This is a genomic window from Larkinella humicola (assembly GCF_008727875.1).
In the GTDB taxonomy this organism is placed as follows: domain Bacteria; phylum Bacteroidota; class Bacteroidia; order Cytophagales; family Spirosomataceae; genus Larkinella; species Larkinella humicola.
In genome coordinates, this window is sequence record NZ_VTWS01000007.1 from 343,015 (window position 1) to 355,956 (window position 12,942).

At 53.8% G+C, this 12,942-nt stretch carries 9 protein-coding genes; 4 read left to right on the forward strand and 5 right to left on the reverse strand.

Features of this window, described 5'->3' with window-relative positions; translation table 11 throughout:
* Nucleotides 1-81: 81 nt before the first annotated feature.
* Both F0P93_RS25425 and aac(6') read left to right on the forward strand, forming a co-directional pair.
* Nucleotides 82-2,166: a T9SS type A sorting domain-containing protein gene (locus F0P93_RS25425; protein ID WP_191908917.1), complete on the forward strand. Its 2,085-nt coding sequence runs from the start codon at nucleotides 82-84 to the stop codon at nucleotides 2,164-2,166.
* Between the two features lie 205 nt (nucleotides 2,167-2,371).
* On the forward strand, nucleotides 2,372-2,809 hold the full coding sequence (aac(6'), locus tag F0P93_RS25430) for an aminoglycoside 6'-N-acetyltransferase (protein WP_150880534.1): 438 nt from the start codon (nucleotides 2,372-2,374) through the stop codon (nucleotides 2,807-2,809).
* An 18-nt stretch (nucleotides 2,810-2,827) separates the two neighbouring features.
* Here the strand turns inward: aac(6') and F0P93_RS25435 are convergent, their stop codons facing one another.
* On the reverse strand, nucleotides 2,828-4,123 hold the full coding sequence (locus F0P93_RS25435) for a sensor histidine kinase (RefSeq protein ID WP_150880535.1): 1,296 nt from the start codon (nucleotides 4,121-4,123) through the stop codon (nucleotides 2,828-2,830).
* 84 nt (nucleotides 4,124-4,207) lie between these two features.
* Entirely contained in the window at nucleotides 4,208-5,491 is a 1,284-nt protein-coding gene (locus F0P93_RS25440; protein WP_150880536.1) for a hypothetical protein, read from the reverse strand.
* Nucleotides 5,492-5,727: 236 nt separating this feature from the next.
* Between F0P93_RS25440 and F0P93_RS25445 the strand changes: the two genes are divergently transcribed.
* Together F0P93_RS25445 and F0P93_RS25450 are read left to right on the forward strand one after the other, a co-directional pair.
* The gene (locus F0P93_RS25445; RefSeq protein ID WP_150880537.1) at nucleotides 5,728-6,957 is read left to right on the forward strand and encodes a DegT/DnrJ/EryC1/StrS family aminotransferase; all 1,230 of its coding nucleotides are present in this window, start codon (nucleotides 5,728-5,730) and stop codon (nucleotides 6,955-6,957) included.
* Nucleotides 6,958-7,058: 101 nt separating this feature from the next.
* A complete protein-coding gene (locus F0P93_RS25450) occupies nucleotides 7,059-9,377 on the forward strand; it encodes a hypothetical protein (protein WP_150880538.1) in 2,319 nt (772 codons plus the stop codon).
* 99 nt (nucleotides 9,378-9,476) lie between these two features.
* On the opposite strand, the gene F0P93_RS25455 is transcribed toward F0P93_RS25450, so the two are convergent.
* The 3 genes from F0P93_RS25455 to F0P93_RS25465 all read right to left on the reverse strand — a co-directional run bounded on the left by F0P93_RS25455 (nucleotide 9,477) and on the right by F0P93_RS25465 (nucleotide 12,840).
* Nucleotides 9,477-10,175: a 3-keto-disaccharide hydrolase gene (locus F0P93_RS25455; protein ID WP_150880539.1), complete on the reverse strand. Its 699-nt coding sequence runs from the start codon at nucleotides 10,173-10,175 to the stop codon at nucleotides 9,477-9,479.
* A gap of 142 nt (nucleotides 10,176-10,317) precedes the next feature.
* On the reverse strand, nucleotides 10,318-11,481 hold the full coding sequence (locus F0P93_RS25460; RefSeq protein ID WP_150880540.1) for a DNA-binding transcriptional regulator: 1,164 nt from the start codon (nucleotides 11,479-11,481) through the stop codon (nucleotides 10,318-10,320).
* Between the two features lie 105 nt (nucleotides 11,482-11,586).
* Nucleotides 11,587-12,840: an MFS transporter gene (locus F0P93_RS25465; RefSeq protein ID WP_150880541.1), complete on the reverse strand. Its 1,254-nt coding sequence runs from the start codon at nucleotides 12,838-12,840 to the stop codon at nucleotides 11,587-11,589.
* Nucleotides 12,841-12,942 lie beyond the last annotated feature (102 nt).

Sequence of the window (12,942 nt, forward strand, 5' to 3'; positions counted from 1 at the left end):
AAACCCAGTGCTTCCCGTTCAGGACTGACTCGCCTATACCCTTTTTGTTCATTGGCTCTCGTTTCTTTTCTACCCAGTAAATTGCTTGCCCAAACACCTTTTACCTGTGGATCATCCGGTTATCAGGTATCCGCTCCGGGTGGCGGCAGCAACTCCACCTTGTATGCCTATGAAATGAGCACCGGAGTCCGTACCACCATCGCGGCTCTGACCCGCAACATCAACGCCATTGGCTACAATACACTCGACAACCTGATCTGGGGCTACGACACCAATTCACACGAGGTGGTCCGGATCGATGCCACAGGAGCCGTTTCGGCCTTCACCATTCCAAACCTGCCAGCCGCAGCTTTCAACACGGGAGATATCATTGGCAACGGTTATCTAATTCTTTACCAGGGCAATGGCTCCGGCTATTTTGTCGTCGACATCAATCCGGCCCGCCCGGCAACGTATCTCCAGGTCGTCAACCCCACCACGGGTTTCAACCTGTTCTCGGTCTCGCCCTACGGAATTCCTACGGCGGCCATCCCGGTGAGTGACTGGGCCTACAAACCTGCTGACGGGCTGCTGTACGGGCTGGCCAACACCTCCGCTCTGCTCACCACCCTGAATCCGGTTACGGGAGCGATCACGACGGCAGCCACGCCGGTGACCGGTGGCGGCATTGAAGCCGATGCTCCCGGCGGTTTTGGGGCAGCTTTCATCGACAATGCGGGGGATCTGTACGTGTTTGCCAACGGCAGCGGCAAATTCTACAAGATCGATGTTTCTGCCAACACCGCCACCCTGCTGTCGTCTTCTACGCCTTCCGGTTTCAACGACGGTGCCCGGTGCAGCTCCGCAGCCCCTGTCACTTCTGCCCCCACGCCGGTTCCTTTCTCCTGTACGGGTAACTACTACCAGGTGGCCGCCGGCAGCGGAGGAGCCGCTTCTACCCTGTACCAATACGATGTGGTTACCGGTACGCGAACGGATGTAGCCACCCTGGACCGCAACGTCAACGCCATCGGCTACAACACAGTCGACAACCTGTTGTGGGGTTATGCGCCCAACTCGAACGAAATCGTCCGGATCGATGCTGCCGGTACGGTAACAGCCTTTACGGTTCCGAACCTTCCGGGATATTCCTATAATGTCGGTGATGTAGTAGGCGACGGTTATCTGTTTCTTTACCAGGGCAATACCGATGCCTACACCGTCGTCGACATCAATCCGGCCCGTCCGGCTACCTATCTTCAGGTCGTGAAACCAACGGCGGGCTACACCCTCGCCACCAGTGCTCCCTTCGTGACGGGAATCCCGATTACGCCCCTGACCGACTGGTCGTACAGCTCGGCCGACGGTTTACTGCACGCGATCGTCAACGGCTCCCGTTTTCTGATGACCCTGAACCCCGCAACGGGCGCTACCACGACCTCGGCCGTTGCCGTCACTGGCGGGGGCATCGAGTCGGAAACCGGTTTTGGTGCGTCTTTCCTCGATAGCGAAGGAAACTTGTACGTCTTTTCCAACAGCAGTGGGAAGTTCTTCCGCATTAATCCGACGACCAACACCGCCACTTATTTGTCAACATCCATTCCTTCCGGTTTCAACGATGGTGCCCGCTGTAATCTGGCGGCTGCCCCTCTGCCGGTTTCATTGATCAGCTTTTCGGTCAAACCGCTCTCGCCCGTCACGGTGGAAGTTAACTGGATGACGGCTTCGGAAACCAACAACAAAATGTACGTGGTTGAACGCAGCATCGACTTGAGGAAGTTTGAAAAAGTGACTCAGGTTGAGGATGTGGCTGGTACGACCCCGGGCGAACACCGCAGCAAGTACCGCATTGTTGACCAGGCCCCTTACCGCGGAACAAGCTATTACCGATTGACGCAAGTGGACATCGACGGCAAAACCACCCGCTTTCCGATCCGTTCCGTGATTCTGGACCGGACTTATGGCGTGTTCCCGAATCCGGTGGAAAGCTCCACGTTCACCCTGCAACTGGACGAGCCGCAAACGGCTACAATTACGCTGAAAACCGTGGATGGCCGCAACCTGTCGTTCACAAAGTCGGTCACCAACGAAAACGCCCTGATCCACGCCAGCTTGGCCAGTGGGGTGTATGTCATTCAGGTAACCGAGCGCGGCCAAACCCGGGTGCATCGGGTAGTGGTCAAATAATTCCGAGTTACGACTTTTATTTACACCCAAAAGCGGACCCGGTGGTCGATCGATCACCGGGTCCGCTTTTTAGTGTGAATCGTGATTCAACAATCCCACACCAGTCGTACGTTTACCAACTATCAGTCGGTTTTTCTATCTTTATTCGCCAACATTCGGGAGGGCAGCCTGTCAACTCCGTTGAAAAAACCGGAAACACTTCGAAATGACGTTTGAACCACTGGCAATAGCTACCGTCAAACCGCTAACGGAACTGGCTTTAGAACTCTGGCCGGACTGCACGTTTGACGAAGAATACGACTACTACACAAGTGTTGTGAAGGCGGAGAATGAGATCAGCTATCTTGTCCGTGAGCAAGACCAGTACATCGCCTTTATCCACCTGACCATTCGTACTGACTACGTTGAAGGTGCCACCGGACCGCCCGTGGCTTACCTGGAAGCGATTTATGTAAAACCGGCTTATCAAAAGCGCGGCATTGGCCGTGAACTGGTTCGGATGGGTCAGGATTGGGGAAAACGAAACGGGTGCCGTCATTTTGCCTCCGATGCGGAACTGACGAATGCTGCCAGCATCGATTTTCACAGAAAAGCCGGTTTTACCGAAGCCAACCGCATCGTTTGTTTCATCAAAGACTTATAACACAACTGCCGTGGGAGGTTAGTTTTTTGCCCGCATTGGCAGCGGCAACGCCAGAAAAAACGTAGTCCCTACGCTTTCCTGGCTTTCAAACCAGATGGCACCCTGCTGGGCTTCGGCATACTGTTTGCAGAGAAAAAGGCCCAGCCCGACGCCCCGCTCGTTGTTAGTTCCGAAGGTGGGCTGAGCTTTCAGCGAAAAAAGCCGGGGTTTGTCCGCTTCTTTAATGCCGCGACCGGTATCTTTCACCGTAATCAAACCGCTTGTATCGGTTCGGGTGGCTTCAATCGTGATCTGCCCGCCGGTGGGGGTAAACTTGATGGCATTCCCGACCAGATTCCGAACAATCAGTTGCAACAAGTTGCCATCCGCCAGCACGGTCGGCAACCCATCGCCCCGAAAAACGAGTTGGATTTCTTTTTGAGCAGCCAGCGGTTTGTAAATTTCGATGATGGGTTTCAAACATGCGCTGACGTTGACCGAAGTCCGTGTAACCGTCGTTCCCCGCATCTGGCCAGTCGACCACGAGAGCAGGTTCACCAGCATTTCCTGCGTGTGGTTGATGCCCACCAACAGCTCCGATTCGATCTTTTTCCGCACATCGGAATCGAGTTCAATCTGCTTCAACATTTCCAGATACTGCTGAACCGAAGCCAGGGGCGACCTCAAATCGTGCGAAACAATCGAAAACAGTTTGTTCTTCTCCTCATTCAGTCGCTCAAACACCACCGACCGTTCTTCCACCCGCTTTTGTTCGAGTTTGTAGGCTTTGGTAAAAAAGAGCGTGCCAAAGTAGAGAAAAAAAACGTTGACGCTATACGTCGAAGCCAGATCGACAGTTTGCGCCAGTCGGGTCGGGTAGGTTTCAACAATAAATTGCGGATGCAGGTATTCAATCGTTAACAGGGAAAGCACAACCGTTAGGTTGAATAAAACCCAGAACAGAGAGTGCCGGGACGGTCCGGCAATCAGGAGTAGAAACAACGTGATGGTAAAGCTCAGGAGCGAAGCTCCGCTCATGCCCGAATTGAAAAAGTAGTTTACGGCGAAAAGGATTGTAATTACCACACCGGCAATGGTAAGGGCCGCCACCATCTTTTTCCGGATTCGATTCAGGTAGTAGACGTAACCGCTCACGCCCAAAAGCACCGTGCAGATCCACCCGGTTTCGGGCAGTCCGACGGAAAAGCTGAACGGGATGTTATAGCCCATCACCACCAGAATCAGCACACAGATGGAATTAAAGATCCGCGCTTCGAGTGAAAACCCGTCCGGACTACCTATCAGCTTGTATAACGTTTCTTTTGCGGCTCTCAATCGGTTCGGCTCCCTTTAATCTCGCTTTTTGCGGGGGCAAATATATCAACAAAAATGACAGAAGAGCCGATTGGTTCATCCGTCCTACTCAAACCGCCGGTTCATGCCCTTCAGTTCGCCGTGCAGATTGATGGCCACCAGCGCGATCACCGCGATAAAAACCAGCACCAGCGCAAGGCCCATCGCCCATTTCCGGGCATACAGGCCCCGGTTTGAAAAACCCGGTTTTGTTTTCCCGATCAGCAGCGAAACTATGAGCAGGTTCACGACATACAGGTACTGTTCAATCCGGTAGGTGCTCAGAAAAGCGCCGGTTATCAGAAAGCTGTAGGCGATGTATAACCCGAAATGCCCGGTGAAAAACGTCCGGACATCGGTATAATCATAACTAACCCATTCACTTTTCCGGGTCTGGTAATACGTCACAAACCAAAGCGCGCTGGTGGCCAACACGGCAAGTAGCGCCACCCACCGCACCGTTTGCGCCAGCGCCGGAATATCACCCGTTGTAAGGCGGGTGAAGTTTTCTTCCAGCTTTTTTAACGCGAAGGTCTGATCCCAAACCACAAACGGGATGAACAACACCAGCATCAACAGCGGGAACCAAACCTTGGCGCGCTTCTCCCGGTTTTCGGCGGGTTCCCAGGAGGAGGTAAACGTGCCGTACGCCATCCCGATGCCGCCGAAAAAGCCCAGGGTGTACTCCATGACATTCCAGAAATTGAATTTGATGCCCGACAAACCGCCCATCACTTGCAGGAAATTTCCGAAGGCAAAGCCGAAACCGCCCCCCAGTCCGGCAAAAACGGCCACACGCAAGGCTGAATACTGCTTGGTCCGGTACAGATACCAGGTCAGGGCCACCGCCATTCCCAGACAGGCTGCCCACATTTCGGAGCGCGGGGGCGTCATCAGCCAGCCCCATTCTTCGATCAGGAAAAAGTAAGCGACAATCGCGCCCACCACCATTTCAACGATCAGGTGAGGCCACGAAACGCGTTTCTTTGGCGAATCGGCCAGAGCCAGCCCGAACAAACCGCCCCCGATAAAACCGTACAAACCGCCGATGATGAACAACATCATCAGCCCATAATAAACGTTCACGAAGTCGATGCCCCGCCCGTAGCCCACCACAATGCCGTAACTCATGATACCGCCGATTCCCCAGCCAATGGCAGCCGCCAGCGTCGCTTTGAACACCTTTGAATACCAGTCGGACCGCTTGGCCACCAGCAGCACACTCAGCGCGCCGATGGCACCGGCCCAGGCCGCGCCCTGTTCGTGACCAAACTGACCCCGGATGGCCCAGGCCGTACCCATCGACATCCCGGCAACAAGCAGGCTGGTAAAAAGCGACTTCAAATTCATGGTGGTTTAGGGAAAGGTTTCTGAGCTAATACGTTACAGACGGCCAAACAGGCTATTCGCTCGAAAATTTCTCCCCATCAATAGCCCGAAACCCAACCGAGGCCGTATTCTATAATGTATTCAGTTTACGGTATTCGGTTTACGGTGGCTGACGCGTATGAAGCGTGCGCCAGCCACCGTAAACCGAATACCGTAAACCGAATACCGAATACCGATACTCCCTGAACAGCATGGAAATGAAAAGTACACTGGAAACCCTGGCCATCGACGGCGGTGAGAAAACCGTGCAGACGACCTTCCCCTGGCCCATCTACGACGAAAGTGACGTGCAGGCCGTGGCCGAGGTGATTCGGAGCGGACGCTGGGGAAATCCCGACTGCGGGGAGGCCGTGGCTGCTTTCGAGCAGGCCTTTGCGGCTTATTGCGGCACCAAATACGCCGTCAGTTGTGTCAACGGTTCCGTGTCGCTCCGGCTGGCGCTGATGGCCTGTGGAGTCAAACCCGGGGATGAGGTCATCGTGCCGCCCTATACCTTTATTGCGACGGCATCGACGGTGCTGGAAGTCAATTGCGTACCGGTTTTCGTGGACATTGACCCTGAAACCTACAACCTCGATCCCAACGCCATCGAGGCCGCGATTACGGAACGAACCAAAGTGATTATTCCCGTTCACTTCGCCGGTTTGGGCTGCGACATGGACGCCATTCTGGACATTGCCCGCCGTCACAACCTGCGCGTGATTGAAGATGCGGCCCACGCCCACGGTGCCGACTACAAAGGCCGAAAACTGGGCTCCATCGGCGATGCGGGCAGTTTTAGTTTTCAGTCGTCCAAAAACCTGACCAGTGGTGAAGGCGGGATAGTAGTCACAAACGACGAAGATCTGTACAAGATGATGGCGTCGCTCCGCAACGTCGGGCGGATGGAAGGCGGTCAGTGGTACGACCATTTCAACCCCGGCTGCAATTACCGCATCACCCAGATGCAGGCAGTTTTGCTCTCTCAGCAACTCAACCGGCTGGAAGAACAGACGGTTTTGCGCAATGACAACGGACTGTATCTGAACGAATTGCTGGCCAACATTCCCGGCATCACGCCCCTCAGCCGGGGCACGGAGGAAGTGCGGCATTGCTATCACCTGTACATTTTCAAATACGATACCACGGCGTTCGGTCCGCTTTCCCGGCATGAATTTGTAGCCCGGCTGGCGGCCGAAGGCGTTCCCTGCTCGACCGGCTATCCGCATCCACTCTACAAGCAGCCGGTTTTTCAGAACAAGAACTTCATGTGTTACGCCATTCCGGAGTCCGTCGATTACACGGCGGTGCACTGCCCGGCGGCCGAACGGGCGTGCCGCGAAGAAGCCGTCTGGATTTTTCAGCACGCGATGCTGGGGAGCCGGGAAGACATGCGGTCTTTTGCCGAAGCGATTCGTAAAATTCAACGGGTTGTATCGCAGAGTTGAGCGGAGTTAAAAGAGTTAAGCGGAGTTTTTATTATTATCTCCGCTTAACTCTTTTAACTCCGCTCAACTCTGCGAAATAACCCCTACTTCCTATACTCCCAATGACCTCCCGCTTAACGATCCTTTTCTTACTCCTCACATTCCAGCTTGCTGCTCAGACGATTAGCCTGAAAAATGCAACGCTTCTCGTTTCCCCTTCCATTCCGTCGCCCATGCGGACCACCGCTCCGCAGATGCTGGTGGAGGAAATTGCCAAACGAACCAGGAGCACGCTGAAACAGTCGCAAATCTGGCCCGGTGGTACGACACCGACGATCGTTCTGGCTCTGGCATCCGATCAGGAAGTCGCTGGCAAACTGGTTCCGGCCCGAACGGGAACGGATTGGCCGGAGCAAAAACCGGAAGGGTTTCGGATCGTCACCGCAGGCACAACGCTCTGGATCATCGGGGCCGATGCGCGGGGCATTCTGTTCGGCTCCGGCTGGTTGCTGCGGAATTTGAAAATGGATGCAAAACGGCTCGAACTCGCCGGACCGGTCGAATTCGCCAGTGCGCCCGCTTATCCGATTCGCGGACACCAATTGGGCTACCGCAACACTGCCAATTCCTACGATGCCTGGACGGTAGCCCAGTTTGACCAGTATTACCGCGAACTGGCCATTTTTGGAACCAACGCCATCGAGGGCATTCCGTTTCACGAAGAAGGAAAAGGCAGCCCCCATTTTCCCATACCAGCCGCCCAGATGCGGGTGCGGATGAGCGAGTTGTGTCAGAAATACGATATGGATTACTGGGTTTGGACACCCGCCGAATTTGAGCTGACCGACGAAACCAAACGAAAAGCCGAACTGGAAAACCACGAGGCTTTTTACAAGTCCTGCCCCCGGCTCGACCACATTTTCTTTCCGGGCGGAGACCCCGGCGACAACCACCCGCACGAGGTGATGGCATTCCTGAAAGACCTCCACGCCAAATTGGTTCAGTACCATCCAAAAGCCAAAATCTGGATTTCATTGCAGGGATTCAACACGGAGCAGATCGATTATTTTTACCAGTACCTCGAACAGCATAAGCCCACCTGGTTGCAGGGTGTGGTGTCGGGGCCAAGCAGCCCGCCGATGGCCGAAACCCGTTTCCGCTTGCCCAAAACCTACCAGCACCGCGAATACCCGGACATTACCCACAACGTTCGCTGCGAGTTTCCGGTGGAACGCTGGGATCAGGCCTATACACTGACGCTGGGCCGCGAAGCCATTAACCCACGGCCCTTCTTCTTTGCCGGTATTCACGGGAAATACGGGCCGTTCACCGACGGTTTTGTGTCGTATTCCGATGGTTGCCACGATGATATCAACAAAGTGGTGTGGAGCCAGCGGGGGTGGGACCCGACCAAAGACGTCAATGAGATTCTGAACGACTACAGCCGGTTTTTCTTCGGCTGGCCCCTGGCGAACGATGCCGCCGATGGCATTGCCGCTCTCGAAGCCAACTGGAAAGGTCCGTTGGCCCAAAATGGCGGGGTCGAAGCGACGTTCTCCTTCTGGAAAAATCTGGAAACCGCTCATCCTGAACTGAAAACCAACTGGCGCTGGCAAATGCTGGTTCTGCGGGCAACCTACGATGCCTACACGCGTCGCCGGTTGCTTTACGAGCAGGGACTGGAAAAAACCGCTAATGCCTTGCTGGCCCAGGCCACAGAAACCAGTATTGAAAAAACACTGGCCTTGGCCCTGACTTCCGAAGAGAAAGCGGATAAAGAGCCAGTTTCGGTTGATCTGCGGAAAAAAATCGAATCACTGTGTGCCGATTTGTACGCATCAATTGGTCTGCAAACCAGCGTGCCGAAATACAAAGCCAAAAACTACGAACGGGGCTGTTTGCTCGATTTTGTCGATTACCCGCTCAACAACCGCTGGTGGCTGGCCGATGAATTTAAGAAAATCCGGGCCATGAAAACGCCGAAAGAGCAAGTGGAACGGATGCACGTCATCGGTAATTGGGAAACGCCCGGTGTGGGGAGTTATTACGACGACGTGTCGAGTGGTGGCAATAGCCCCCGCGTGAAAACCATTTCCGAAGACGCCACGGACATTGCCTGGTGGGACAACGGCTCCAGCCGCGCCCGGCTATCGACGCAAACCTTCCAGAACGAACCGGCCCTGGACTATGACAACCTCGACCCCGGCGCGCGCTACATCATCCGGGTGACCGGTTCCGGCGACGCCCTGCTGCGGGTCGACGGCCAACGTCTGAAGCCCCTGCTTTACAACAAGGCAACCGAAACCTTTAAAGAATGGATTGTGCCCCTTTCGCTCACGCAGGACGGTCGCATTTCCGTGACCTTCGACGGCCCGGAAGAGTCGCACCTCAACTGGCGCCAGCAGTCGAAGATTTCGGACGTGTGGTTGTTGAAGCAGTAAATCTTCGGATTACAGTTTACGGTTTTCAGTTTACGGTGGCTGACGCACGCTGAGAAAAGAATGCGTCAGCCACCGTAAACTGAAAACCGTAAACCGAAACTACATTTCCCGAATCCGAATCTGCCGGAAAGCCGACTCATCGCCGTGGTCCTGCAACAGGAGGTGGCCTTCTTCCATGACGCCGAAATCCTCGACGGTTTTGAACTTACTTTGCGCTTTGGCCGCTTTAAACCGCTCGTCACCGCGCTCATAGTCAACAACTTTGACGCCATTGATCCAGTGTTCGACGTGCTTGCCGTTGACCACCACACGACCTTCATTCCATTGGCCGATGGGTTTTAGTTTTCGTTCCGTCGGGGCAAACAACTCGTATAAGCCCGCCGTGCGTCGTTTGTCGTCTTTGTCACCGGCGATGTCCTTGTTGCCCGCATCGTCGATGATCTGGTATTCGCAGCCCAGCCAGCCGCCATCGGGGTATTTTTTGACGAAATATTTCAACCCGCTGTTGGCACCCGGCGTCAGTTTGAACTCAAACCGCAAATCGAAATTTCTGAATTTCCGGCGCGAAACGAGGTCGCCCCCCCGCTTCGATTTGTCTCCGCCCTGGTTGGCTACCAGCGTTTTGTTGTCAATCGACCAGCCTTCTGTCGGAAATTGATCGGATTTCGCACTGATCCACTGATTGGTGTTGGTACCGTCGAAAAGCCAGACCCAATCCGACTGGGCGGTTTTCGGTTGGCTTTCAGAATAAAATAACGCGTTGGTGCAAAGAAAAACCGTGATTAAAAAAGGATGCATGGGTTCTGTGGTTAAGGATTAGAAGAAGTGTTATTTCGCAGAGTTAATCAGAGAAAATCAGAGTGAAGCGGAGAGAAAATATAAAAAACTCCGCTTCACTCTTTTCCCCTCTGCTCAACTCCGCGAAATAACCTCATTTTTTCTATTTCCCCGCTACGTATTGATTCCGGAATTCGCTGGGCGAACAGCCCTTCACCTGCCGAAACTGGCGGGCAATGTTCTTGCTGTCGGTCAGCCCCATGTCAAGCGCAATTTCAAACACCGTCATGTCGGTTTCCAGCAGTTTCTGGGTGAATTTTTCGATCCGCAGATTAAAGATATACTTGTAAATTGGATAACCCGTAATGGTCAGAAATCGCTTTTCCAGCGCCCGGCGAGACAGCGGAACCTGTCTGACAACCTCTTCCACCTGAAGGTTCTTATCGATGTTCTGGTGAATGTATTTCAGCGAGGAAGCAATGTAATGGTCGTTGGTAGCGTAGATGTCGGTCGAGTGGCGCGTCACCACCTGCGTCGGTTTCACCACAATATCGTAAAAACCGCTCACCCCCGTCCGGATCATGTGATCGAGCAGTTTGGCCGAATCATAGCCGCCCTTCTCCGCATCCAGCGCAATGCTCGACAGGGGGGGATCAGACAGTTCACAGATCATTTCATCGTTGTCGACGCCCAGCACGGCCACTTCCTCAGGAATTCGAATTCCGGTTTGCCGACACGTCTCCGTAATGTGCTGACCCTGACGGTCATCGCAGGCCATAATCGCAATCGGCTTGGGCAAGGATTGCAGCCAATGGCTCAACGCACTGGGTTTATAGTACCACAATTCGCTGGATTGTGCCTTCGTATGTTCGAACGAATGGACGTCGTACCCGGCACTTTTGATTCGGTTTTCAAACCCTTCCGCCCGTTCCCGCGACCAGACGATGTCTTTAAACCCATAAAACGCAAACTGGGTAAAGCCTTTTTTCAGGAAATAATCGGCCGCCATCGCCCCGGCTTCGTGGTAGGCTCCGGTGATGTTCGGGATGTCGTCAAACCGCTCCTTGAAGTCCTGGGCAATGACCGCGATCCCGGCTTTGATGATTTCGGATATCTCTTTGTCGTTATAAAACTGTCCGATAATCCCGTCGGCTCCCCACTCTTTCGCCCATTGCAGAATGCCTTTAATGCCGATGGTTTCACGGTAAAAAAGCGGCATCCGGCAAAATACCCAGGGACCGTATTCACGGGAATACCGGGTAACGCCTTTCAACAGACTTTTGCTATAGTCCTCGGCAAAGTCGATCAGGAGGATGATTTTATACATGACTATTTCGCAGAGTTAAGCGGAGAAAAAGAAGAGTTAAGCAGAGTATAAAAAAATCTCTGCGTATCTCTGATTTACTCCGCTAAACTCTGCGATATAACTATTTTACTCAAATAATTCCCGAAAACTCTTCACCGTCGCGTTGTTCACCAACGGCCTGGCCCAGATGCCGATGCTGAAAATATAGCCCAGCGTTAGCAACAGAAACAACATCGCCAGCCGCAGGCCGACCAGCTCGCCCAATCCACCGACAATTAGTGGTACGACAGCTCCGCCCGCGATGCCCGTACACAAAATCCCCGAGAACGTCCCGTGGTGGTGCGGTACCGAATTGAGCGCCAGTGATACCGTGATCGACCACATGACGGACGCGAAAAACCCGGTGAGTGGAAAGGCGTAAATTGCCAGTTCCCTGGTGCCGAACAAGCCCGCCAGCAGGGAAAGAATGGCCCCGGCGGCAAACAGCATCAACACCCGGCGGCTGTCGAAGATCTTGAGCAACAACAAGCCAAGCAGGCATCCGATCGTTAGTAAACCCCAGAAATACGCGATCACGGAAGCCCCCGTGGTGGCCGGATCGACGCCGTGGTAGGTTTGGAGAAACTGGGAAGTCCAGTTGGCAATACCCTGTTCTGTACCGACATACGCGAAAATACCGCCGAAAAAAAGCCACACGGTTGTGTTGCCGAGTAGGTCTTTAAACGCTTTGCCGGTATCAATTTTTTCGTCTTCCTTCAGTTCTACTTCGGGAAACCGAACGAAGTAAATGACGACTACCATCAGCAAGGCCGTCAGGGCAAAAACCCAGTACAGCGACACCCACCGCAGATTGGCCGGAACCAGTTGATTCAGCAGGGAAATGACCGATGACGATTCTGTACCGGAATGCACATGGCTTACCAAATAACTGTATAACAGCGGACTCAGAAACGATGCCGCGCCAAAGAAAAGCTGTGCCAGCACGGAGTTGAACGCAAACTGCGCTTCGCCACCCGCCACCCGCAGCAATGGATTGATTACCACCTGCAGCATCGCCATGCCCAGACCAATCAGAAAAAGGGAGAACAGGGCAATGGAAAAACCGGGCATCAGCGCGAAGAGCAGGGCACCCGCAAAAGCCAGAAAAAAAGCCCCCAGCAACACCGGTTTTTCCCGGTATTTTTCGACCAGCAGGCCCGATGGAATCGACATCACCCCGTAGGCCACGAAGAACGCAAACGGCAGAAAACCGGCCAGACCAATGCTCAACTCAAAACTTTTGATGATGTCCGGGATCAGCGGACCAAGGATATTGGTCAGAAACGAAATAACGAAAAAGATTAATAGTATCAGAATGACAATCAGGGAGTTGTGCTTCATAATGGAATGATTAAATTCTCTGCAAAACCCCTAAATCCCCTAAAGGGGACTTGTGCATCCGGTGATGCCGCGTACAAGTCCCCTTTAGGGGATTTAGGGGGT